The sequence below is a fragment of the Lysinibacillus sp. GW821-FHT14F06 genome, assembly GCF_058803665.1.
This window is the reverse complement of sequence record NZ_JBXAPF010000047.1, coordinates 1-26,996: the sequence shown is the minus strand read 5'-3', so window position 1 is coordinate 26,996 and position 26,996 is coordinate 1. Positions and strand designations below refer to the sequence as shown.

The 26,996-nt window shown below is 35.6% G+C and carries 15 protein-coding genes; 4 read left to right on the top strand and 11 right to left on the bottom strand.

The window, feature by feature from the left end:
• Positions 1-61: 61 nt before the first annotated feature.
• From murJ to AC1RNS_RS24795, 4 genes are all read right to left on the bottom strand, one after another.
• Positions 62-1,591: a murein biosynthesis integral membrane protein MurJ gene (gene murJ, locus AC1RNS_RS24810; protein WP_492996506.1), complete on the bottom strand. Its 1,530-nt coding sequence runs from the start codon at positions 1,589-1,591 to the stop codon at positions 62-64.
• Complete coding sequence (locus tag AC1RNS_RS24805; RefSeq protein ID WP_492996505.1) at positions 1,588-2,688, bottom strand: glycosyltransferase; 1,101 nt, start codon at positions 2,686-2,688, stop codon at positions 1,588-1,590. The genes murJ and AC1RNS_RS24805 overlap by 4 nt, the downstream gene beginning before the upstream one ends.
• A complete protein-coding gene (locus AC1RNS_RS24800) occupies positions 2,685-3,830 on the bottom strand; it encodes a polysaccharide pyruvyl transferase family protein (RefSeq protein WP_492996504.1) in 1,146 nt (381 codons plus the stop codon). The genes AC1RNS_RS24805 and AC1RNS_RS24800 overlap by 4 nt, the downstream gene beginning before the upstream one ends.
• Positions 3,831-4,127: 297 nt before the next feature.
• Complete coding sequence (locus AC1RNS_RS24795) at positions 4,128-6,389, bottom strand: S-layer homology domain-containing protein (protein WP_492996503.1); 2,262 nt, start codon at positions 6,387-6,389, stop codon at positions 4,128-4,130.
• A 235-nt stretch (positions 6,390-6,624) separates the two neighbouring features.
• Between AC1RNS_RS24795 and AC1RNS_RS24790 the strand changes: the two genes are divergently transcribed.
• Entirely contained in the window at positions 6,625-8,601 is a 1,977-nt protein-coding gene (locus AC1RNS_RS24790) for an S-layer homology domain-containing protein (protein ID WP_492996502.1), read from the top strand.
• Positions 8,602-9,206: 605 nt separating this feature from the next.
• Here the strand turns inward: AC1RNS_RS24790 and AC1RNS_RS24785 are convergent.
• The gene (locus tag AC1RNS_RS24785) at positions 9,207-10,487 is read right to left on the bottom strand and encodes an oligosaccharide repeat unit polymerase (RefSeq protein WP_492996501.1); all 1,281 of its coding nucleotides are present in this window, start codon (positions 10,485-10,487) and stop codon (positions 9,207-9,209) included.
• 351 nt (positions 10,488-10,838) lie between these two features.
• On the opposite strand from AC1RNS_RS24785, the gene AC1RNS_RS24780 reads away from it, so the two are divergent.
• On the top strand, positions 10,839-12,764 hold the full coding sequence (locus AC1RNS_RS24780; RefSeq protein WP_492996500.1) for an S-layer homology domain-containing protein: 1,926 nt from the start codon (positions 10,839-10,841) through the stop codon (positions 12,762-12,764).
• A 78-nt stretch (positions 12,765-12,842) separates the two neighbouring features.
• On the opposite strand, the gene AC1RNS_RS24775 is transcribed toward AC1RNS_RS24780, so the two are convergent.
• The 6 genes from AC1RNS_RS24775 to AC1RNS_RS24750 form a co-directional block, all read right to left on the bottom strand.
• Positions 12,843-14,789 (bottom strand): N-acetylmuramoyl-L-alanine amidase, encoded by a 1,947-nt coding sequence (locus AC1RNS_RS24775; RefSeq protein ID WP_492996499.1) that lies wholly within the window; start codon positions 14,787-14,789, stop codon positions 12,843-12,845.
• A 181-nt stretch (positions 14,790-14,970) separates the two neighbouring features.
• Positions 14,971-16,872 carry an N-acetylmuramoyl-L-alanine amidase gene (locus AC1RNS_RS24770; RefSeq protein WP_492996498.1) on the bottom strand — a complete coding sequence of 634 codons (1,902 nt, stop codon included), beginning with the start codon at positions 16,870-16,872 and terminating at the stop codon, positions 14,971-14,973.
• Between the two features lie 241 nt (positions 16,873-17,113).
• On the bottom strand, positions 17,114-18,046 hold the full coding sequence (locus AC1RNS_RS24765) for a C40 family peptidase (RefSeq protein ID WP_492996497.1): 933 nt from the start codon (positions 18,044-18,046) through the stop codon (positions 17,114-17,116).
• Positions 18,047-18,395: 349 nt separating this feature from the next.
• A complete protein-coding gene (locus AC1RNS_RS24760) occupies positions 18,396-19,478 on the bottom strand; it encodes a CAP and S-layer homology domain-containing protein (RefSeq protein ID WP_492996496.1) in 1,083 nt (360 codons plus the stop codon).
• Positions 19,479-19,644: 166 nt separating this feature from the next.
• Entirely contained in the window at positions 19,645-20,301 is a 657-nt protein-coding gene (locus AC1RNS_RS24755; RefSeq protein WP_492996495.1) for an S-layer homology domain-containing protein, read from the bottom strand.
• Positions 20,302-20,571: 270 nt separating this feature from the next.
• Positions 20,572-24,537: a cell wall-binding protein gene (locus AC1RNS_RS24750; protein ID WP_492996494.1), complete on the bottom strand. Its 3,966-nt coding sequence runs from the start codon at positions 24,535-24,537 to the stop codon at positions 20,572-20,574.
• Between the two features lie 421 nt (positions 24,538-24,958).
• On the opposite strand from AC1RNS_RS24750, the gene AC1RNS_RS24745 reads away from it, so the two are divergent.
• Together AC1RNS_RS24745 and AC1RNS_RS24740 are read left to right on the top strand one after the other, a co-directional pair.
• Entirely contained in the window at positions 24,959-25,636 is a 678-nt protein-coding gene (locus tag AC1RNS_RS24745; protein ID WP_492996493.1) for a hypothetical protein, read from the top strand.
• Positions 25,636-26,892, top strand: coding sequence for an efflux RND transporter periplasmic adaptor subunit (locus AC1RNS_RS24740; protein ID WP_492996492.1), 1,257 nt, complete (start codon positions 25,636-25,638; stop codon positions 26,890-26,892). Before AC1RNS_RS24745 ends, AC1RNS_RS24740 begins: the two co-directional genes overlap by 1 nt.
• Positions 26,893-26,996: the final 104 nt, after the last annotated feature.

The following is a 26,996-nucleotide window of genomic DNA, read 5'->3' as shown; positions in this document are numbered from 1 at the left end:
TAATGAAGTACGAAACAAAAATGGGTATCCTTGAATGAATTCTTGGATACCCACTACTTTATTATTTTAAAAATTTTCTTTTTAGCTTGTCACTAAATTCTTTGACTTCCTTTACTCCAAATAACAAATAAGTGCCTACAAACACTGCACTAAAAATGACAAGACCAACTATGAACGTTAACCATCTATAATCAAATACTAAATACTTGCTTGATAAAAACATGGCAATAGTAATAATTATCATAGGAGGTACTGATCTAAAAAATTGAAGTTCTTTACTGAATATACCCATTTTTAGATCATATTTAATACTTGCATATACAATAAGCATGATGAAATTCACAATAGAACTTATTAATGTCCCCCATGCGATGGACACTACTCCAGTAGAATCTACAAGTAAAAAAATCACAGCAATATTTACGGCAAATACATTTAGTAAACTAAACACAACTGGTGCCATTGAGTCGCCTTTTGCAAAATAAAAACGTGTAATATATGCGTTTGCAGCAAGGAAATACATCGAAAGTACGAAGACGGCAAGGACTGGAGCTGTTTCAGCTGTTGCTTTCGCATCAAAGTTGTTGTATTGGAAAACAACTTGAATGAGATTCTCCGCATAAAAATAAGAGTATATAGTCACTGGAACAAGTAACAATAACAAGTAATGTAATCCCTTTGAATACAAGCTTTTAATAGAAGCATGGTCATTTTCAGCTTCCTTTTGACTTAAAATTGGAAAAATAACTGTCGTTACAGCTGTAATTAAAATAGCTTGTGGAAATTGCATCAACTTAGAAGCAAAGTTAACAGATGATACTGCTCCTTCTAATGACAATAATCCTGCTACATAGCGCTGCAATAATGCGTAAAGTTGAATAGTTGCACCGCCAAGCATAATAGGGACAACCATTATCCATAACTCTTTTGTTGATACATTATGTTTAAAGGAAAGCCCTACTTTAAACGAGTCTAATTTACGATAACCGATAATTAAGAAATACACCATCAGTATTGCGCTTGCCAATGCACTAATACCATAACCCATTGGACCGACAGATTCTGATGTTGATAATACAACCGCGATCACCAAGAAAATCGCATTGTAAATTAAAATGGCAAAGCTCGATAAATGAAATTTTTGATTTACATTCAGTAAACCACTGTACCAAGAAGATAAAACAAGAAATATAGATGATGGCATCATCCATAAATAAAGATTTTTCGTTAAAGTTAAATCTTCCTCGCTCACAATTTTATCTGAATTAAAACTTTCTAATATTGGACTAGCAAAGGCCATCCCTATCAGTGTCATGATTGTTGCTGTTACTACAACAATTGTAAACGACTGCTTTATGAATAGTCCTTTATCTGTTGTTTCTCGGTTATAAATGGAAATAAAAACAGTTGTAAATGCTCCTCCAACCACTAAATATAGAAAGTTTGGAATCATATACGCAGTAAATATACTATCAGAAATATGACCACTACCATATTGGTATCCGATAATCATCTCACGTAAAAATCCAAAAACACGAGCTACGACATTAATAATCGCAACTGCCCCAACTATTTTTATAAATTTATTCATAAGCCATCCCCACCTTCAATGGCCGACTTATAAATTGCTATACAGCGAGCTGTTATATTTTTTTCATCGTGAATGGCTAATACTTTATCGACTGCTTCACGATTCATATATTGTTCTTTTGGCGTGTTCACGGCACGCAGCATCTCCTCAGATAAAACCATAGCGTTTTCGGGCTCCACTAAATGCCCTGCGCCTTCCCCAAGCAAAGAGACAAGGCCACCTACATTTGATGCAATAACAGGTGTATCTGTTGCTAATGCCTCTAATGCCACTAATCCAAACCCTTCTAAATGGGATGGTAATACAAAGACATCACTTGCTTGGAACCACTTCACTAGTTCTTGTTGTTTTAGTGGATCTACAAATTTGACGTCTTCACTAATTAATGGTTGCAGGGATTGGTAAAATGTCTGGTCTCTTCTAGAGCCTACAATCGTTAACTCTACAGGACGTGATACCTTTGTTTTAAGCATTTGGAAAGCCTGTAATAGCTCCTCCACACCTTTTTGCTTAATCACATTTCCAACAAATAAAAATCGGAAGGGCTCAGCAGCTAATTGTAATTCTGTACGTATAGCAGTTTGGCTTTCTTTGGTGAATACTTCTCTATTGACCCCCATGCTAACAACTGAAATTTTATCCTGTTCAATGCCAAAATCTTGTTCTATTTGTTGTGCCAGGACAGGTCCCACTGCGATAACGTGCTCACTTTCCCGCAAAATACTGGCTGTCCAATTGCGAATTCTTGCATTCTTTTTAGCCATACGTTCTATATCGCCACCATGTGCAGTCACAATAAATGGTATACCAAACATTTTCTTCAATAGTAAAGAAAGCATACCAGAGGGAAACACATAATGTGCATGTGTGACATCAATGGATTTTCTATATTTGAAGCCCTTCATCAATGTTGAAAAACCCCATTTTGCATATTTCATAATAGTGTTTTTCTTGCCTGTTGCTGGGTTAGTATTCACAGATATTTCTACATCTAGTCCTGCCTTTTCAAGTGCTGTGACTTGGTTTTTCACAAAAATACCGAATGATAAATGATCAGATGTTGGATACATATTACTAATGACGAGTATTTTTTTCATAGACGTGTCACTGCCTTTTTCATTAATTCCTGACCATGCATGGCCTCTTTATGAATTTGTGTAGCAATTTGTTTCGTCTCTGCAATTGACTGCTTCCAATCGCTACTTAATTTGCCAACTAATGTGGATAGTGCCTTCTCATCATCCTTTAAATCCTGCATTTGTAAGCAACGATCTGATGCGCCCACAAAGGACATAAAATCTTGTACTTTTGTATGGTAGGATATTGCAATAATCGGCGTTTCTGAATTCGTTGCCAAAATAAGGGAATGCAAACGCGTACCGATAATAATATCCTGCTCCTCTGTTACTTCAAGTAATCGCTCTGGCACCAAATTTTCCTCAATAATTACTGTATGTTCACGTTGCTGCATTTTCTTCTGAATATCCTTGGTTACAGTAACGTCCTGTGGGAACTTCGTGGCAAAAAAAGTAATTTGGATATTGTGCTCAGAAATTACATGATCTAAATTTTTTGCCATGCTTGTCACATATGCATCATATTTTTCAATATTTCCTTCTGGCCAATAATTTGCATTATAGTAAGGAACCGCAGATACCCCTATTTTAACTGGCTTTTCAGCGTAATTATGGCGATCTCCCTTTAATGTAAAGGCAGGATCACCAATAACTTCTATTGGCTTTTTTACCCCAATGCTTTGTAATAGCTTTTTAGACTGAGGATCCCGTACAGAAATACTTGCTGCATAACGACACATAGCACGAATGCTAATTTTTCCAGAAAATGTATCGAGTGGTCCAGCACCACATCCGTAAATAATGTAGGGAATGTTACTTTGTTTGGCCATCATTGCATACGCTCCATACAGGTGAGCCTCACGTTTATAGAAATCCATTAAAATACCACCTCCACCAATGATGAGGAGGTCAAAATTTGCTACATATGGTTTATTATTTTTATAAGTATGGATAAACGTTTTGAATAAGTTACTCTTTCTGTAATACAATGGATAGCTATGTACCCCATAACGCTCGGATGTTTGTTGTGTGTTATTACTAAAAACGGTAATGTCATCACTAGTTACCGAAAATGTTTGTTTTACTTGTTGAAGAATGCCGTATAATATTGATTCATCACCATTATTATCATTGCCGTAATTCCCCACAATGCCTATTTTCATTAAAAAACATCCTTTTACTTTTTAATACTGAGATTATACCACAATTGTTCATCATCGTTCTTTTTAAAAATAGTAAAATAAAGAGGCGCTTTATACTAATTAATTCATCCCTTTAGTGTTAGGTTAATTTTAATTCTGATTGAATGTCATCCAACCCTTAATTTATACACTCACATATTTATAACCGTTATCCGAAACGACTTCTGGTAATGAATCTGCATAAACAAAAATAGCAAACTAGATATAATGACTAGTTTGCTATTTTTCACATACAATGTCCTTCTTTAAAGACTATTCCTATGGCTGAATTGCTCTATATAAGAATAATCCGAAGTGAGCGCGACTAATAGATTCATTTGGCTTATACGTATTATCATTATAGCCTGTTGTAATTTTATTTGCCGCTAATTGTTGAACATATGAGTAAGCCCAATGATTCTTCGGTACATCTTTAAAGTTAATGCTGCTTGTCCCATTTAATTTATAAGCTAATGCTACTACTTTTGCCATTTGTGCACGAGTCAAAGTACCATTCGGATCAAAGGTATTGTCACCTTTTCCACTCATAATACCTGCCTCTACAACTGCTGCAATCTGTTTATAGTATACGTGATTCGCAGGGATATCTTTCAATCCTGGATTTTTTACATTTGACGTATTTAAGCCAAGTGCTCGACTAATAATGACTGCCGCATGTGCTCTTGTCAGTTTATCATTCGGTCTAAATGTGCCATCTGCTTGCCCTGTAATAATATTATTCTTCGTTAAATATTCAATTTCCTTATAATACGCATAGTTATTTGGAATGTCTTTAAACAAAGTAGGTTTTGCTACAGTTACCGTAGCCGCTTCACTTTTTGTTCCTAACGTCGCCACTATCTTACCAGTAGCACCTGGATTTTTAGCTGTAAACTTACCATCACTAGTAATGGTACCGATATCTCCTTCTACAGACCATTTTACCTGTGATGCATTGTAAACTAGAGGTTTGCCCTCGTCATCCTTTGCATCCATAGTAAATTTGACAGTTTCGCCAGCGCTCACTGTTTTTGATTTCGGTGCAACGTTCATTGTTGCTGGAGCATCTACTACCTTCACTTGGAATGATTCAACAGGCGAGCCATCGTGGTTGATGAAAATACGATCATTGCCAGCTGTCGTTGAAGTATAGTTCAAGCCGTTAACGTTTAAAGTATTATTCTCAGATGTTAGCGATACATGACTGTCTAATGGTAGTGCATTATAGTTTTCATCTAAAATATATTGCACTGCTATACTAGACGAAGCACCCGCTAAAAGAGTTGCATAGCTTGTACTATTCGTATATTTTATATATTTTCCTTTGCCAGTTGGTGCCGTACTTACAGCTTGTAAAGTTGCGGACACAAGACGCTGTGTATTACCTGAATTAGAAGGTAAGTTTGCTAATACAACATTATTGCTACCGTAGTTGCGAATACCCATTGTTGTTGAGCCGCCACCATCTAAGTTAATTGCTTGATCGACACCAAGTGACACTAAATAGTTAGCAAGTTGAACCAAATTCATACCCTTACTATGCTTTTGACCTCCATCAACTGTAATAAAGTGTACTGTTTTTCCATTATTACTTGTTGCTACTACAGTGCGAGGTACAACTGCTTTTGCACGACTACTAGATGTGCTCATCATAATGTAAGGCTTATTATCTTTTACTAAATACGGACCACTTGCCAAAATAAACTGTGCATCCTGCCAAAGCTTATCAATAGAGAAGTTAACACTTAGCTCATCTCCAATTGCTATTTGACCTAACTTACTGTGCCAATCGCCACCTTGTAAAGACACGACAAACCCAGTTGAAGGGATAGATACTTTTTCCTTAGATCCATAAGGTGTAATTTGAGTCACTTTTCCAGTTAACGTTTGACCAAATTTATTTTCAGTTACTGGTTCACCTGTATCTACGACAATTTCAAAACCATATTCATTTGTATCTGTTGTTTTACTATAAAATTGTGGCGTATAAATAATTGATTCATAGATATTGCGATCACGATTCATACCTGACATTTCATAGTTTGTACCTTTATGAGATAGTGTGACATCAAAGTCAAAATAATCAATAACACCACGACCATCTGCTGCCATTCCAAAAGCAGTAGGTACATTCATATATTGATCAGAGCCATTTGACACAGCCCCGCCGTTTAAAATCACATTATTTTTTGCTAATAAAAATAATGGGTAGCCTTCAGACATATTAAAAAAGCTTGCATTAATAGCACCCACTACACGATTGCCTTCACGCGAAAGACGATTAGCATTTGCTGTTGTCGATTCTTTTCCATTGACTGCTGCAGGCATACCTAATTGTACTTCTGTTGTCTCACCTACATCAATCGCTATATGATTAATGGAATTTGTATAGGTATTGCTGTATGTATATTGTTTATACTGCACACCTTTCGAGAGCGGATAATCCTTTTTGACCGTTTGAGATGCATAAGCATTCAACGGACCCATCACCATTGACAATATCACAACTAAAATTAGTAAATTTTTTGCTATTCTTTTCATTTTTTGCGCTCCCAAATAATTTAGAGCCCTCACTCTCCCCTCACATATTTTACCTCTATAACATTATCAAAAATATGCCAAAATAGCTATGGAACATTTATGCTATTTTCCAGTTTCATATAATTGTAAAGAAAACTGTTTATATAGTCTCATTTTATGATTTTTCTAACATTTGACCCTTATCGCGACACTATAACTTTGTTAAAATGGTGTAGAAGTTTAGGAGGGTAATAATATGAAAAAACTATCAATCATAGCATTGCTCATGACTGTAATTGGCTTACTTTTTATGCAGCCACAGCTAGCATCAGCCGATGAACTTTCAGGGCATTCCCATGAACCAGGTCTTCGTTATTTAATTTCCAAAAATGCATTAGTCACAGATGCCAAAGGAAGCTACCGTCCAAATGCAAATGTAACACGTGGCGAATTCGCTTCTTATTTAGCAAAATCTATGGATCTTGAAGAAGTGAACAACATAGTATTTACTGATGTCCCAAGTACATATTTATATGCGACAGATATTCAGCTCGCTGCTACGGCTGGGATTATTACAGGCTATAAAGATGGCTCATTTAAACCGAATGCAGCTATTTCAAGGCAGCATATGGCGATAATGCTAGAAAGAGCTATAAACTATTTAGAAATTCCAAAAGGTACTTCTTCTATTACCTTTAAGGATAATGCAGCGATCATTAAAGAATATCGCCAGGCAGTAGCTATAGGTGCTCAATTAGATATCATTAAGGGCTCGGATGGTTACTTTATGCCAGAAAAAAATGCAACAATTGGTCAAGCAGCTACATTTATTCATCGACTAATGACACTTGCTGGTGCAAATACTGGTAACGAAGATGGTGGAGAATCAAACCCTGGTAATCCTAATGGCGGTGAACCTAACGGTGGTAATCCAAACCCTGGTGAATCAAATACCACTAAGTTTGCTGTGAAGGAAATCTCCAATGGCACACTGGTTGGTAATCAAGAATTCACTACCTTTGATGCTGCCGAAAAGGCTGTAACAAACAATACACAGGTAATTGTTCAAAATGATAAAATTATGAAAATGTCCTCAGGCTATGTTGTGACAAATAATTATGTGGTCTTAAATTCTGAAACGATTAAGGATCAAATTGCTGTTGCTGGGAATACTGAAATGGAGTACCTTAGCAGTGATGCTACACAAGTGAAGGTTCGACTAGCAGGACAAGTAGGTTATTTAAAGCACGCAGATGTGACATTAATTCCATTTTCAATGAGCAAAGGTCGTTCTTACTATACAAATGAAAATGGTGAAATTAAACATACGCTTTACGATTACAAAACTGATAAGTATTCCTCTAGCTATGTCTTCGGAAAAGCGCCTTCTTTTATGAAGCCAGGCGAAAAATACTATAGCTGGGATGGTATCTATTTTACAAATGGGAATGGCTCCTCTAAAGGTGAAGCCTATAACTACTATCAATTTTTACCGGCTCGTGCTAAAACACAATATACAGCAGAGGAACTTGATACGTATATTATGAACAAGTTGGCGGAAGTGGAAAGCACAGGAATCACCCTCTATAAAGATGCTACAACGAAAAGTAAGCTTATTGGCTTAGGGCAAAAATTAAAAGAGGTAGAAGAGAATTCACAAATTAATGCGCTGCTTATTTTATCACTTGCTCAGCATGAAAGTGCTTATGGTATGAGTGAGCACGCCCAAAACTTAAATAATTTATTTGGTTTATATGTATTTGATACAAACCCACTAAACAAAAAATTTGAAAGTATTGCTGCAAATATCAGTGAGCTTGTTGAAAAATTCCTTCAGCCAAACTACATTACTCCAGGCGGGTCTCCTGGTAGAAACTATGCTAATGGTGCAGTAGTTGGTTCAAAGGCTGTTGGCTTTAATGTAAAATATGCTTCTGACCCATTCTGGGGAGCGAAAATTGCTGGTCATTACTACCGTGCTGAAAAGGCTTTAGGCTTTAAGGATGCCAAAAATCCATATACAGTTGGTATTACAACGACGACTGGTTTAAATGTTCGTACAGATGCATCCACAAGCAATAGCCCACTATTCACTTATGCAAGAAGTGGTATGCCTGTTATCATTACAAGCCCTGCTACAAATGGCTGGTATGAAGTCCTTTCTGATAAGCTTCATCCAGGAACAGCTTTTGTTAGTAAAGACTATGTGCAAGTGATCAACACTGTAAAATAAAAGAAAAGTCGTCCTTCATGCAAGGGCGACTTTTTGTGTTATTGAAAATTCTATACATGTATTGCTCTGTGGCAAAAACGAAGCACAAGAAAGACATATTATTATTCCAAAATGAAGTAACATAATTTGCGGATTGTCGCTCTCTCACTGGAAAACAAGCATCCATATTCCTCCAAACCATCACTTTTATATCTTATGAATATAATAACTATAGGACCGAAGATTGCTATTATATTTAGCACAAGTAGCCTTCTATTTAGCACAAATACTAGTCAATCATGCACATTTCCTCATCAATTCAGCAATCCTCCCCCTAAAACAAAGATTTCCATATGTATTCGACAAAAAAATTCTCGAATAAAACCAAGGACTTGAAAATTTTCATTTTGCCACAATATACACAAAGATTTCCTTGACCATTTTGTTTATCAACACTTTGCAAAGTCGTCCTCTATACAAAAGCGACTTTTTGTATCATTTACAACATCTGGACAAAATTTTTCATAGGACTCAAAAGTATTGCTTGGGTAATAATTTTTATTCACATACAAAAATCTCACAATAAAAAAAGATGCCTCAAAAAAATTTGAGACACCTCTAAATTGCTAATACCGAAGTTTCTTATTATCCACTTTTATAATCGCTGAGGCAATTATCACAAAGCAGAGCATTAAAATAAAAATTAAATCTAGTAAGCCTGTGTGCATCGATACTGTAAATAAAGTAATAACAAAAGCATAGGCTACTGAGTGGAAGCTACGAATACCGCCTTGCTTCACTTTATTATAAATAAGTGAAATCAGTACCCCATAGAAGAAGAAACCGATTGCTACAAGAAGATAACCGCCATCTAAAAATAATTGACCGATAAATGTCGGTGTGGTTGTTCTTGTTGGACGTGTGATATATTTACCTTCCTCTACACTCAAAGAGTTTACAACCTCTGTTACTCGCATACGCGGCGACACTTGCTCACCTGGTAAAATCGTACTGAAGATACCACCATGAATTTCTCCATTCAGGTATCCTTCCTCCTGTGTATACTCGATAATTTTACTTAAAACAATATGACCAGTCACACTCTCACCATTTAATGAACGAATCCACTTAGGCGTTAAATTAACCTTTTGCTCTACTGTTAACAGTTTTTCTTTTTCTGATTCAGTTAATTCTACATCTGGCTGTTCACGACTGTTAAATTCCTTCGTTGTATCCTCAGTTAGTACACGCAGGAAACCGAACATTGAAAATGCTACACCAATCACTAGCAGTGCTGTTAGGAACCATGTCAGCTTCACACGCTTTACAACATAGTGGAAAATAATAATACCTGTAAATAACATGATAATTAATGGTGTACGATATCCCATTAATAAAAATAAGAACATAACACCAGCGTAAATGGAACCATATATTAAGACTTTCTTCCATGACATGTGCTTTTCTAATATCATTTTATAGGATAATAACAATAGCACACCAAACCATAATAATTGGGCAAAGAAGTTTAGCTTTGGATTGAGGTTACGTCGATTGGACTCATCAGAAATCCCTAATCCCCCACCAAAAATCATTAAAAAATATGATGCTAAACCAAGTAATGTTAAAAAAACAATGAAATGAACAACATATTTTCCAAAGAAGGATAAACCAAATGATGGGATTGTCCACTGCAATTTATCAATAATAAAGACTCCGATATAATAGCATGCAATCGCTAAAAGTACCGCTGGCCAAATTGATACACGTACATTAAATAGTTCAAATCGATGGAAATCAAAAAGACTTGTAAAGAAATAGAGTACTAATATAAAAGGCAAAAAGAAGTACGGTGAAAACGTATCAATCTTGTTGACCTTTGCAAATGTTTGTTTCAGTTTATTCATAAATGTTATACATCTAGTAGATGTGATTGCCCTCCTCTATCGTGAATCATCGTTGTGTAATTCTTTCATTTTCTATACAAAACAAATGTTATTATACCATAAATACAGATAGACTTATAGAAAGGAATAAATGTATTTTATATAAATCACATGTTTATTCCCTTAATTATACTCAAAATGAATTATAAACCCATTTCATGATATTCTTATCCCCATTTTCTTTAATTTTAAAAATAGCAGATGAAAATTTTAGAAAAGAGCCAAATATTAATGATTCATCCATTATTTAGATGTAAGATGGGTAATAGTAATGCACGTTAATGTAATATACAAATAAAGGATGTGGATTTAATGAAGAAATTATGCGTTTCATTTTTCTTACTTTGTGCTTTTATAGTGATAGCTGCTTTATCACCTACTCAAGCAAATGCAGCACAAAAAATCGGTGTTGTGTTTTCAGAAAGCAGTGAAAAATATGCGAATACAACACACCCAGGTGGCACATATAAAGGACAAGTTGTTTCACCCAAAGTAGATTATAGTTCTACTTATAATAAAGAATTAAAGGCTTTTCTTCTCTATCAGCAGCAAGGCTTTCAAGTAGAAAAAATTTATGAGAAAGACCTAAATAATCTAGCAAATTTAAGTCAATATGACGCAATCGTCTTTGCTTACACAGTTATGATGACTCATCAGCAACGCGAAAATGTAAAAATGTACATAAGAAATGGAGGCGGTGCCATTTTTGCATTCCAAACAGCACGTAACGAATCTGCTAAATTTCCTAAGACAGGTCAAATGGATCTCTCTCCTTTAATTTATGATGTAAATTCATGGGTTATGGAGTGGGATAATTTAACGGAGGTCTTCCATTCACGTTTTATTGACGATATTATGCTTGGAAATTCAACAATAAGTAATCTTAATACTGTTCACCCTATTATTCAACATACAACAAAAGAGCTTGGCAAAAGCAAACTTAGTCTTACAAAAACAGATCAAGATTGGGTGGAAATTATAAAACCGTGGCAAGGTGGATCTGCAACACCTATATTATTTTTCTCAGATTATAATACTACAGATAAACCAAAGACTATGAAAAAAAATGAATTTGGCGCAGCACATGCTATCGAGTATGGTAAAGGTCGAATCGTTCAAATCGGCTTTAAAATCTATGATTATATTGATATAGATACTAAAGCAGATTGGCAGGATAATGAAAATGGAGCTGCTTTTTCAACAACACGTGGTGATGAGGATGCCCAAGTATTTATGAAGCATGCTTTAAATTGGGTAACCGAAAATCACAATGGTTTTGTGCCACGTCGTTATAATCTGTCACTTTACTCTGATAGTGTTCAAGGTTATGTAGCTCCGTCTGGTAAGTTTGTTTTCTACTCTACTGTTACGATTAAAAATAATGGTAATGTGCCTGCACGTGGTACCTTGCAAGTAGAAATTTTAGATGCAAACGATAAAGTAGTAGGCAAAGGGCATGAACGTTACATACCTGGTCTTGCTGCAGATGCCACAACAAATAATGCTGATCAAAAAGATATCAGCACTCACACCGAAAAATATCAAATTTTTATGCCTGGTAATTTAGCTGCTGGAACATATACAATACGTACATCCTTTATAGAAGGGCGTGATGATCGTAAAAGTGCTGATGAAAAATTTGCTACGATTGCAGAAATTAAAACGCTCACACGCGCAAAAGGTTCCAGTAAAGCAACAATTACGTCTGCACCATTCTTCCAGGATGTAGCCAAATCGAATGGAGCTTACTATGATATAAAAAATTTACAAGCATTAGGGATTGTCAAGGGAAGTAATGGAAAATTTATTCCACAAGGTACTTTGACACGCTTACAAGCAACAGAAATGATACTGCGATCACTAAATATTCCAGCTTCAAGTTCAGCTTCATTAAATGCACAAGATATAAAAGCTGGTGACTATGGCTATGCCGTATTAGCAACAGGCGCACGCTATGGCATTATCGCTTTAGAGGATGGCAAAATGAATGCTCATCAGCCAATGACTCGAGCCGCTATGGCAAGAGCACTTGTTAACGGCTTCAAGCTACAGGGTATTGCAGAAAATACCTTCTCAGATGTGCCTAAATCTCATTCTTATTATAAAGAGATACAAGCACTTTATGTACTCGGTATCACAACAGGCTATGCGGATCATACATTTAAACCAGAGGGTACTGTGACACGCCAAAACTTTGCTCAATTCGTCAATAGAACACTTCATGCAAATTCGAAATAAAATAGAAAGAGTGAGTTTTTTTTAATAATAAGAATAAAAGCTACAACGTTTACCCTAGCACGTTGTAGCTTTTTCTTATCATTGTTTTGAGTAATATTCCACAATACCCTTGTAGATCGATTCAGCAAATAGCTCAATATATTGATCATCTGTCAATTTAGCACGATCTTCACTATTTGTTAGGAAGCCTAGTTCAACTAAGATGGCTGGGATATTCGTATTAGCAATTACAATATATTTTGCTTCTTTGACTTTACGATCTTTCATATTTACGTTTTTAACAATTTGATTGTTTACAAATGTCGCAAGATCGATGTCTTCTTCATACATATCACCTGGTGTTTTAGCATAGTATGTTTCGGTACCTTGTGCATCAGTATTATTCTTTGCTGAGTTAACATGGATACTTACGAAGATTTCACCATAATTAGCATGTGTAAAGTCAACACGATCTTGTGGTGTAGGAAACGTATCCCCTGTCCGAGGCATCAGTACCTTTGCACCTGCAGTCTCCAGATTATCCTTGACAAGAGTACCAACCTTTAATGTAATGTTCTTTTCTAGAATACTAGTACCGTATTGAGTGCCAGGGTCCTTGCCACCATGACCTGGATCAATAATGATAACTCTATCCTTTAACGGATTACCATTTTGATTTAATAGCTTTAAATAGGATTTATGGACATACCCATTTTGACCTTTATAGGTTACCTGCGCCCAATAACCATTCACACTATTTACTTGAACATATTCACCCTTTTTCACCTTATCTACGACTGTAGAAGTAGAGTTTGCCTCTTTCCGGATATTTAAATTATCCACTGTCACTCGACCTAATATATCACCTGAAACTGATGGTGGGGTCGGATCTGGATCTGGATTTGGAGTTGGTGTGGGATCTGGAGTTGGCTTTGAATCCGGTGTAGAAGGCTTTTCTACTACAACATCTTCTGTACTATCCGCCACGATATAGCCTGGTAATCCGTTTACTACCGTTAAATAGTAGCCGCTTACAGTGTTATAAACAGGTAATTTCACTTTACTATTAATAGTTGAAATAACGTTTGATGTGGATGTTGGTTCTAGGTAAAGATTTATATTTTGTGTTGTAGTAACCTGCTTTTTAGCATTACCTAATGTTTTACCATCTACATCTAAAAACTGAGCATATGTTTTATAAATATAAGCATAGCCATCATTAGATGAAACTTTTAACCAGTCTCCTTCTATTGCATAGACTGCTAATTTAGTACCTTTATTCGCTTTCCCAACAATGTTATCTATAGATGAAGAATCCTTTGACTTGCGAATATTTAAGCCATCAGTTGTGACTTGGATAGTTCCTATAATATCTAAAGTATCAGGTACAACTACTTCTTTTTTGGGCAATTCTAAACGATACTTATCATTTTTTGCACGCGCTACAAATAACGCAAACTGTACGCGTGACACTTGGTCATTAGGATTATATTTTTTGTCGCTTCCCTTTGTAATACCATTATAATAAATAGTATTAATATATTGATTGTAGGGGTGTGTTGTTTTTACATCAACAAAAGGAGAATCAATTTTTTCATATTGACTTGTATCCAGCTTAAATGCTTTTGATAATACATAACTCATTTCATCACGAGTTAGCGGTTTATTTGGTGAAAATTGGTCCTTCGTATTTGTTGCGAAGTAACCTTGCTGTATAGCGCGTTCCACATAACCCGAAAGCTCCGTACCAACAGTTACATCGGAAAAGCTAGATTTTTTTACTGTTAGTGGTTTATTGCCTGAAGCAATCACAACCATTTTGGCAACTTGTCCCCGAGTTACCTTATTATTAGGCTTGTAATAGGTTTTCCCTTTCTCTGTATATCCTTTGATAACACCTAATTTAATTAAATAATTGATTTCTTCATAAGCCTCATGCTTGGAAGAAATATCTTCAAAATTGCTGCTAGCACTTACACTATGTATGGTAAATAAAGTTGATATCAATAAAATACATAACATAAGACTAATTTTTTTAAAATACACTCCGTATTACCTCCCTTTTATTTGCCACGTTCATTTTAAACTAAGAATTTTAAACCTCCTTTTATTAGAACGATATATCTCTAGTTTTTGTTACAGAATTTCGTAATTTTAGCAAAATTTATTTCTAATTATATAAGAAAAAACTACATTGTTCTACTTTTGAACAATGTAGTTTTTATTGTTATTGTTTTGCGTAATATTGTGAGATTCCTTTGTAGATTGAGTCAGCAAATAGCTCGACATATTGATCATCTGTCATTTTCCCGCGATCTTCACTATTTGTTAGGAAGCCTAGTTCAACGAGAATAGCTGGTATAATCGTATTGCGAATAACGTAGTATTGTTCTTCTTTAACACCACGATTTTTCATTTTTAAGTTATTAACAATTTGATTATTAACAAATGATGCTAGATCAATATCTTCTTGATGCATATCACCTGTTGTAATAGCATAATATGTTTCAGTGCCTTGTGCAGAAGTATTCGCTGCTGAGTTTACATGGATACTTACAAAGATTTCACCATAGTTTGCATTTGTAAAATCTACTCGGTCTTGTAGAGATGGATATGTGTCACTTGTACGAGTCATCAATACTTTTGCACCTGCAGCTTCAAGCTTTTGCTTCACAAGTGTGCTGACTTTTAATGTAATAGCTTTCTCAGAATTAGAACCTACTACAGTTCCTGGGTCCTTACCACCATGACCTGGATCAAGAATGATAATACGATTTTTTAAAGCATTGCCATATTGATTTAATAGCTTTAAGTATGATTTATGGACATACCCTTTTTGACCTTCATACGTAACCAGCGCCCAATAACCATTAATACTGTTCACTTGGACATACTCACCTTTAGTAAGTTTACCTAGAACCGTAGACGTAGAATTCGCTTCTTTGCGGATATTTAAATTATCTACTGTCACGCGACCAAGTAAGTCACCTGTCACTATAGGAGGAGTTGGATCTGGATCTGGCGTAGCAGGCTGCTCAACCTCAACATCCACTGTACTATTAGCAACAATATAGCCTGGTAATCCGTTTACTACCGTTAAATAATAGCCACCTGAAGTCTTATAAACTGGTAATTTCACATCACTCTTCACGGATGAAATGATTTTCGAGGAAGATGTTGGCTTAACATAGAGGTTGATACCTTGTGTTGTTGTCACCTGTTTTTGAACATTTCCTAGTGCATTTCCATCAGCATCTAAATATTGTGTATACGTTTTATAAACATAGGCAAAAGCGCCTTTATAGGTAATCTTTAACCAGTCGCCCTCTACTGCATAGACTGATAGTTTGCCACCTTTATTCACTGTACCTACAATATTAGTAGAAGATGAGGAATCTTTTGATTTACGAATATTTAATCCGTCAGTTGTACTGGCAATCAATCCGATAACTTGAGATGTATCAGGAACTGCTATACCTTTAACAGGGGGTTCTAAGCGATATTTTTCACTTTTCGCGCGTGCTACAAATAATGCAAACTGTGCGCGTGTCACTTGACTATTTGGGTTATAATTTTGACCGCTACCCTTTGTAATACCATTATAATAAATTGTATTCACGTATTGAACGTAGTCATGTGTAATACCTACATCCACAAATGGAGAATCAATATTTTCATATTCACTTGTATCCAGCTTAAACGCTTTAGTTAGGACGTAACTCATTTCATCACGAGTTAAAGGCTTGTTCGGTAAGAATTGTCCCTTTGTATTGGTTCTAAAGAAACCTAGTTGTACTGCACGTTCTACATAGCCTGAAAGCTCTGTACCAACTGTTACATCTGAAAAGTTTGATTTACTGACAACTAGTGGCTTATTACCTGAAGCAACAACAGCCATTTTGGCAACTTGTCCACGTGTTACTGTGTTATAAGGTTTGTAATACGTTTTGCCGTTTTCCGTATATCCTTTAATAACTCCTAAACTAACTAAATAATTGATCTCATCATACGCTTCATGATCTTTCGGAACATCTACAAAACCGCCGCTTGCTTGTGCGCTATGTATAGTAAACATAGAAGCTGAAATGAATAAGACGCATAATATAAGACTGATCTTTTTGAGGTACAATGTCTTATTTCCTCCCTTCCTGTTCTCGTGTTCATTTTAGCAAAGTTTCACTGACAAAACTATCATACGAATGTAATTTTCTCCTGTTTTCGGCATCACCTCCATCATTGTGACTTACTTCATAAAAAGAAGAGAGCCTGCAAGTGTGCAAACTCTCCTCAATTTATACATTATTTTAAAGAACTTCCTTGCAATGTGTCACTTTAAACGTAGCCCTTGTTTAAAGCGAAACGGAATTTAATTAATTCTGTACTTGTTTTGCGCGCTCAATAAATGTTTGAAGGTGAGAAATTTTCAACATTTCTTCATAACCGAAATTACCGTTTCCTTTACCGTCTGTAATACCGTTAGAGGCTAAAATTGAAATAAATTCATTTGCCCAATGACTAGCAGGTACATCAGTAAATGCGATTAATTCACCTTTTTGCTCTAAACCAAAAGCATGTACTAATACTTTCGCAACTTGTGCACGAGTAATTGGTGAAGAAGGATTAAATTTACCATTACTATCACCATCAAAAATACCTAACTTCGATACAGCAGCAATTGCACCAGCATGTGCATATGTTGGCTTAACATCTGTAAATTTTGTGTTTTTATCGGATGTATCCAAGTTAAGTGCTTTCGCGATTTGCTCTGCTACTTCTGCACGAGAAGCATATACAGTGAAATCGATAGCAGCTTCCTTTACTTCTTCTTTTACAGCTTCTGCTTGTTCACTATCAAATGTCGCTACACGTTTCGCACCAACGTAACGAGAATTCCAATAATATGGATCATTCACATTTGAATAACTAACGCCTTTATCAGTTTGAGAGTGGATCATTTTTCCGTCACCTATGTATATCGCTACATGTGAGATACCACTACCACTAGTGTTGAAAAATAATAGATCTCCTACTTGAAGATCATTTTTTCCTACTGCAGTCCCTTGTTGATATTGAGAGCCTGATGTACGATTTAATTTAATCCCTAAATCTGAAAAGACCTTGGATGTGAAACCAGAACAATCTAGCCCACTAGTAGTTGTGCCGCCATACGCATAAGGAATGCCTAAATATTTTGTCGCTGTATCAGTAACATCAGTTGCAGATGCTGCTTCAGCGTTATCTATTTGAGTTGTTGTAAATAACATGAAAGATGCAAAAATCGGTAATAACCATTTCTTTTTCATAGTTTCGGTATACCCCTCTCAGAACTTTTTTGCCTATACATAGACTATCATAAAAGGTGCTATTTTAATTTTTCAATTGTGTAACGGTTTTTAAATACAAAAAAACGCTGATATACCAACGTTCGCTGGTTTATCAACGCTAAAATATGGGTATTAAATAATGGGTATTTCGGGGTTTTGTAACATTCCTGTAATATTAGCGACATTTTGTCATAATAGATTGTCATATTGAATCAATAAGACTAGTAGAAATACATTTTAATCATGAAGTTTTTACCATGAAATTATTTACGATTTTTTCCTTACCTCCTCCAACATCTTCTCTCCGCTGCTAACCCCTTCACATGAATTATTGACTAGAAAACAATTGCACCCAATAGTAATTTCCTTTACCGTCTATAGCAATAGCAACCCCTGTATTTGTGTAATTTTCCCGCAAAATATTGTCACGGTGTGCTGGTGAAGCCATCCATGCTTTCACAGCTGCTTCGGGTGTTGGAATATTTCTTCCTATATTTTCTCCTAAGCTTGTATAAGGATAATCGAATAGGGTCGCTAAATCCCAGGGCATTCCATAGTAGGGTGATTCATGCTCAAAATAATGACGATTTACCATATCTTGTGCCTTTATAACTGCTACCTGTGTTAATGCTGCATCAAAGTTAAGAGGTTGTAGTTTTTTCTTTTGTCGTTCATTGTTGATTAATTGGATTACATCATTAGACATGGACGATGAATAATTTTTTGTCGACATATAGGACTTTGATAAATAATCATAAGCTACCTCATAATTTGTTATTTTTGTTGAAAAGTCTAGGCTACGCTCTACTAATGAGGCAAATTGGGCACGCGTTACTAACTGATTCGGACCAAATTGCTGTGCATTAATACCTTTAATTACACCCACATCTGCAAGTGATTCAATAAAATCCTTCGCCCAGTGACCCTCAGCAATATCTTGAAATTTACTAGTATTTTGGGAATCAACTTCGATCTTATAGGCTAGCGTTAACATTTTAGTAATATGCATTCGCTTTAAAGGAGCCTCGGGATAGAAATAATCACCATTTTGTAAAATACCTCGTTCAACTAAGGCACAAATTTCTTTGTAATATGGGTGGTTAGTCGATAAATCTGTAAAATTAGGTGAGTATGTTGAGTCGAATTTCAATTGCATGGAACGTGCTATTGCTGCAGCGGCCTCTGCTCTTGTAATTGGCTGCTCTGGTCTAAAAAAACCATTTTGATCATTTGTCATATAATGCTTGTCAAGCATATGGGCTATGGAGCTGCTAGCCCAATGTGATTGTGAAACATCCTTTGCAATAGCTGCTGCTAATACTTCTTCAGAAGCGATCGTTAGAGGCACAGCGTATGATGTTGCTAACAAGGTAAGAGAAATGCCAACAACACTTGATATTTTTTTGAACATAGCTACCGCCTCCTTTATTCATGTATGTAAAACGGTGTTACCATTATGTACTTAATCATTTTTACCCCTTTCAACTATATACAAACATACCATTATTACCAATTTTTCCTAATCGATTTTTAAAAAACACTCTATTGGCGGATTGCCTAAGAGTGAGTCTTTATGTTTATTCAACACCAATCACATAAAAGGAGTTGTCATTTTTTTCTAGCACTCGATATAGGAATAGGACCATTTGTCCCCGACGAACATCTGTATAAGGTGAAAATGTAGTCGAACTAGTACCTTGTGTAATCCCATAATCTAATAACGTTTGAATATACTGATTGGTTTCATTATCTTTTGTAAAATCTGAAAAAGATGCCGATAATGTTGTGGATTTTTGTAATTCAAAGCCAAGTGTTAAAACTTTCGCCATTTGACTGCGTTTAATATATTGATCTGGATGATAATTTGTCCCATTTTGAATAATGCCCTTTGCGGCTAGTGCTGCAATTGGACCATAATATGGATGAGAGGTTGGAACATCAATAAAGCCGGGATTTTCCACTTCCTTTGTCTCCAAATTTAAAGCTTTTGCTAAAAAAGAAGCTGCTTCCCCGCGCGTTAAATTTTGATAGGGGCTAAACATAGTATCTGTTGTTCCAAATACAATACCCTTACTATATAATTCTTGGACTGCCTTATATAATTCTGCCTCACTACCACCATTTTTAATATCAGTAAATGGCATAGATGCTGCTTCTGTTGGGATCGCCATAGCAAACGGAGCTACTATTATTGCTGCAGACAAACAGCTTGCCTGAAATAATTTTTTTGACAAAATAAATTCTTCCTTTCCTGCTCGAATAGATGACTTGAGAGGATTTACATATTTTCATGAACTGCCAGCTTAAATCAATTACCCCCAGCGTAATTGCGTCTAGATTTTTCGAGCTCACTTGAAAAGCTCATCTTTAAATCCTTGACATCCGCCGGGGGCTGTATCTTGATTCAGCGAGCGTTTGTAAGCCCAACTAAATAGGAAAATAACTGCATTCATCAATATTCTACTAATCCAAGTTAAAGAAAGAGGAACACCTGCCCTCTCTCCTTACTCTAATCCTAATGCTCTTAAATGATCCTGCAAAATACGGAAATTATACACCAAATCCTGTTGTTCTAGACTGAGTGAACTGTATGACTTTTGTGCAGCAAGTACTTTCTTTTCAAACTGTTTATTATCTGGATCTATTTCGCCAATCGCATTCACTACTTTTAATACCGCCGCTACATCTTTCTCAGCTTTCTTTAAAGTATCGTAGTTGATAACTTGCCCTCTCACTTTTGAATCTAATGTTTTATATGCCGCAACAGCATTTGCTACATCCTCTATATAGGTGCTAGAAGTTGGGTGCAGACCACCTATTATTTCAACTACCTTCTTTACATCAGTCAGATTTTTTTCAGCCTCAAGCAGGATATTATAATTGGACACTCTTTGTTTATCAATCGTGTTCAAGCTATCATAATCTTTTCTTACAGATTCAACCTTCCCAAAATACAGTGGATCACTTGGCTTTAAGTCTGCAATACTTTGATATACTTTAATAACATTGTCTAATGATAGAAGAAGCTGTTGATTGTATACATATCTTCGCTGCGTTGCATTAAGATTGTCATAGGCTTTTAAAATCTTTTGATATTGGCTATCCATATTTTTAGACGTCATCAGCTTTTCAATCTCATTGACAACGTTAATAACAGGCTTAATCAACTTTTCTTGCTCTTGCAATGTTTTATAGTTTTCAACAGCCATTTGTTGATCTTTCGGTAACGCATTATAAGCAGCTCGTATTTCTTCAATACGTTTAACATATTGGCTAGCTTCTACAGAAGGTAATTCCTCAATCATACGCTGTACATTGCCTGCACCTAAAATACTTGTTTCAGCCGCTTGTAAAAGGTGGTAGTTCGCAACATACTGCTGCATCTCCTGACTTAATCCATCATACAATGCACGTGCCTGCGCTGTATCTGTGTGGAATGTTTTACTAGATGCCTTTAACTTACCTATTAGTTCGATTACTTTAGCTGTTGGCTCATAGCCCTGTAAAATGGCAATATTCTTGACGTATGCCTTTTGCTCTTTTGTTAGCTTATCATAAGCCTTTCTCGCAGAATTTACTTGACTAACAAATTTACTTGAACCAGGTTCTAATACATCGATTTGTACCATGGTATTTAAAATAGGTTTTACTTGTTTCTCACGATCTGTTAATACTTTTACATTGGACACAAGCTTTTTCTGACCTGATGGTAGCTTGTCGTAAGCAACACGAGCATTCATTAGCTTTGTTAAAAACTCCTCATCGTCTGGTACAGCCGCTTCTATTAAAGCAATCACTGTATGTGCAGATTTTAGCTCAGTTTCAGCTGTGACAAGTTTTTCGTAATTGATAACAGCACTTTGTTTTTCTGGCGATAAGGCATCATAATTTTTACGTGCTGTATCTAAATCATTTAAAAACGTTTTGCTAGTTGGTTTTAATGTTTCAATTAAGCCTATTAATGTTGCTACATCCTCCACTGCTGCTAGCTGGTCATAATTTGTGACACGTTTTTGCGAGGCAGGGTCTAAAGCATTGTAAGCTTTTCGTGCTGCTAATACCTTTTTAGAGTAATCCTTACTTGATGGATTTAACGCTGTAATGAGATTAATGACTTTTACGACACTAGCATTATTTTTCTCATAAGCAGTTAGCGTTTTATATTGTGCAACTAATTTTTTTGCATTTTTATCCATAGTTTTATATTCAGCTGTCAATGCTGCCACTTTTGCTACAAATGTAGTATCAGGCTCATTAGCTAATGCATTCACACGATCATCAAAGCTTTTAGCAGTTGTCATATAGCCCTTTGCTGTTTGTAAATCTTGATAGTTCGTGACTAGTTGTTTCGCTACATCTGAAAGCGCTGCATAATCATTTAATAGCAAATCAACTGTTTCATTGTAAGTTTTTTGTGAAGTACTTAAGGCCATGATTCGCGTAATGATGCCCATTGCCTCTACTTGATCTTTCAATGTTTTATAGTTTTTCACATAGCTCTTATTTGTTGCATCTAGCTTTAAATAAGCTGTATTGGCTGCTTTCGCTTTTTTCGTATAATCCTTTGCAGCAGGATCTAGCTTTTCAACAAGTGTAATAACATTTAAAACAGCTTTTTGTGATTTTTCTAAATCGGTTAATATTTTAATATTTGTGACACGTTTTTTTGCATCTGTAGAAAGAGCATCATATTGTTTTCGTGCTTCCTGCATATCTTGAATCAGATTTTGTGAGCTAGTTAAAGCTGAAATTTTACTTACAACATCTGCCAATGCAGCATTTTCATTAGAAAGTAAAGTTAATTTTTCGCTTAGCTTTGTCTTAATAGTATTTAATGCAGCTTCTTGTGCATGACCAGTCGGATCTAAAGCATTTACCTTCGTTTGGTATGCCATAATTTGCTGGCTATAATCTGGCGATGTAGTCTTTAATGCATTGACCTTATTCATTAAATCAGCATATGGAAAATAAGTAGCTAATTGAGCCTTATTTTGCACAATCGCCTGCTCTGTAGTACTAAGTTTATCAAAAGCCGACTGTGCTAATAGTGTTTTACTCTCAAACGTAGAGAGGTTTGGATCAATAGCAGCAATTAATTTATCTACATCTGTCGAAGCACTATATTTCTTTTCCCAGTCTATTAATGTTGACAAGTTATTGACAATTTTTTTGACATTTGCAGCATTTACAGTAGAAGGTGGTGTATTGTATGCCTCTCGTGCATCCTTAATTTTTGTAAACTGTTCTGCTGCACCTGCATTTTCGATGCCTTGAATAAGAGCTTCAATTTTTGTAGCTTCAACAATTTCCTCCTGAGCAGCAGTTAAATTTGCAGCATTTTTGACAAATGCTTTTTTATCTAAACCGTTGTAGGAAAGTGTTAGATTATTAACTATTGTGCGATAATCTGCACTATTAGAAACTACTAGCGTATTAATTTGCTTTGAAACATCTGCCGCAGCTTTATAAGGTGAAAATGCATTATAGTTAGTAATATAATTTTGAGCTTCTTTCGTTAATTTACCGTAGGCTGTTTCAATGGCAGAAACTGCGCTAATAAAAGTAGTTGCCTTATCAAAGCTTGCTGCATCCTTACCTATTAATTGAGTAATACTCTCCTCCACTTTTAAAGCAGCATCAATATTTTGCTTTGTATCCGTGTAGGTTTTATAAGGAGCAATTGTTTCATCTTTAGGAATATAAGCTATAACTATTTTTTTATGATCTGCTGATAAAGCATTATAGGCTGTTGTAATTGCAGACACAGTATCCTTAACGATTGTAAAGTCAGGGTCAGATTTTGAAAGCTCTAATTTAAAATCATCCAAGAGGTCAATAGTAGGCTGTACAGTAGCCACAGCATTTACCATTGTAGTCAGCTTATCTAAATCAGCACCATTTGTTTTAAAGTAATTTTTTTGTCCTGCTTCATCATAGCCATATTGAACTGCAAGCCCTAGCATTGATGAAATTGCTGTTTGTGGTGCAGTATTCACAGCCTCTTTAAAGGTCTTTTGCACATTTGCATAAGAGCCAGCTTTGGCTTCATTCATAAATTCTTTATATTGGTCTTCTGTTGCTTCAGCATCTCTAATTAGAGAACTACTTGTATAAGTTAATTTATTAATACTTTCGCCAAGGCTTTTAATTTCCGTTAACAAGGTTTTCTGCGCTCGTACGTAAGCTACCTTTGCCTTAATAAATTGAATCTCATCCACAGTAAATCCTGCTGCACTTAAACCACTAAAGCGGCTTTCTGCAATCGTTATATCATCGAGTGAGGATTTATCAGTTAAATTTTTATACATCGTTTGCAGCTGTTCTTTTGTCTCTACTGCTACGGCATTCACATACGCAATTTGCTCCGTTTTTTGATGTGGCTGTATTTCTTGAGCATTGGCAAGCGCTGCTGGTGTTAATAATAAACTTGTCAACACACCAACTTTTATAGGTTTCTTCAAAATGCCCACCCTTTCTTTTTACATTATATAGGAAAATGGATATGTATTTATGGCTTCAAATCGTCTATCTTTAGTATCGGTACTTCTCGTTCAATTTCAAGCTATTCTCTCAAAGTCTCTTATACCCTTTACGAATGTATTGTTAATTGCTATTTTTAGATTGAATAGGCTTTTTATAGGAAGTTATTGCTAGGATACTATATAATTGAAGTATGTGCATTGATCCTGCACAAGTTTTGGCAAACCAGTGAAATTACTAGAAAAAAATGCTTTTGACGATTCATTTTAAAGATACTCAAAAAAATTCGATTGAAATTTCCCTTTATCGAGAAAATTTCTTTTAAAAGTCAGCATTTATCCTATGTTATCTACCAGTAATTAGGTGTATACTACATCTCTACTATTCAATTTACTAGAAAGGGAGCTCTATATGTTTTATCACTATAAGTTTTGGCACAGCTTAACGCATCCCAATAACTTTACACAAGCCGTCGAAGGAGGAGAAATAAGAGGCTATAAAAAACGATCCTTCACTGTTTTTATACTCTTCATGCTACTATTCATCGTTCGTGAATTTTGGGGCATGGGTACTGAAAGCTTAACAACATTATTTGCAATGAATCATCAGGATGAATACTATACAGCTCGTTTACTTTCAATGATAGGGGCTATTGCCTGGGGAATCATTTATTATGCCTTCCATTATTATGGTGTTACATATTTGTTGCATCTGTTAACTGACATACCATATAAATGGATACAAAAAGTACAGCTTTATGTCATGGTATTGTTATTAATTGAAAAAACAATATTATTTGCTGTGTTCTATTTAGCAGGCTATACAACAACCTTCTCCTTCCTATCACTTGCACCGCTTGTTCAGCAAGTCTTGGAGACAGATGTGGTACTATTTGTTATTAATCAATTAACTATAGCAACTCTATTCACAATAATTGTGCAATATACCTTTCTTTCTAAATGGGAGGAAGAATCTGATCGTAAGGTTTTGCTAGCAAAAATAATTATTCTTCATGTGCTAATGGCAGTGTTTGTTGGAATGATTAGTGTACTACCTTTACAAGAATGGATTACAAGGGGGTTAGGATGATGCGCTTTATTAAATCCAGACCTTGGACAAGTTTGAGTATGATTGTGCTAGCGATACTAATTGGCGTAAATGCTTATTTTGTATTTAAAGATGACAGTAAGGTTGCTCGCTCCTATTTTATCGATGAATTCCAAAGAGCTACCATTGGTGATCGTGTAGAAACAATTAAAAAAGATGCAATAGTTGCTCCAGCACAAACATATACCATCTCAGCAGATGCAAAAAGTCTTTCTGCAATTGATGTAAAACGTGGCCAGGAAGTTCGTGTCAGCGATATATTAGCTACCTATAAAACAGAAGAAGTAGACGATGAATTAACAAAGCTTGAAGCTGAACGCGATGCTTATGATACGGAATTAAGTGATTTAGAGTCAGCTTTAGCACAGATAGAATCGGAATATGGTGAGCAAAGTGATCCTAAAAGCTCTATCGATACAGATCAAATTAGTAATAAGTTAAATGTCACGGTTAAATTAGAATTAGGTCAGCAAAGTTCTCCTTCCTCTGCAGTGGCGATTTTAAACCGCCATATTGCAGAGGCAACTAGACAAGTAGCATTAATGGATGCACAAATAGCCCAAATTCAGGCACGTCAAGGCGTTATCAGCCCAGTTGACGGTGTTATCTCAAACATAATAGAAGAAGCTGGCGCAGTCACATTTGAAATTTATTCATTAGAAAAATCTATGCTTTCCTATTTATCTGAGGATGAATGGCAAAAGGTAAAAGATGGACAAACCGTTAATTTTGACTTGCAGCATTATAAGGATGATTTATCTGGCATTGTACTTCAAAAACAACTGATAGCGACTAATAATGAATCGCATTGGGCAAATGAATTAGCTAAATCAGTAAAGCTGCCACAGCCTTCAAACTATGAGGTCATATTGCAGCAGGACAATGTTCTAGACAACATTCCATTCTCTACAGTTGGTCAGGCTTCAATTATCGTGAATGAAGCCTTCGATGCTTATAAAATTAATTCTACATGGGTAAAGTCCACAAAGAAGGGCCAACAGAGTGTTTATATTATTGGTGAAGATGGGAAAATTCGTCTGGAGGATATAGACGTTGCCTTCAAAACCGCAGATGCTACAATGTTTACTGGCTATATGGAAGCTGGGACACCGATGATTGATAATGAAAAACGCAATATCTTAGCTCGTACCTTCCGTTCCATGCCAGTAAAAAGGATTGAATGGCAACAATTTAAAGAAATAAGTTGGAAAGAATATGTAAAATATATTGTCTTTTAATATATTAAAAACCTCCCTGTATTTTGCCGAGGGCACTGAAAAACTAAAAAAATTCACTTTTTTATATTAGAATTTTGTCTTTTGTTGGATTTGAAAACTTAAAA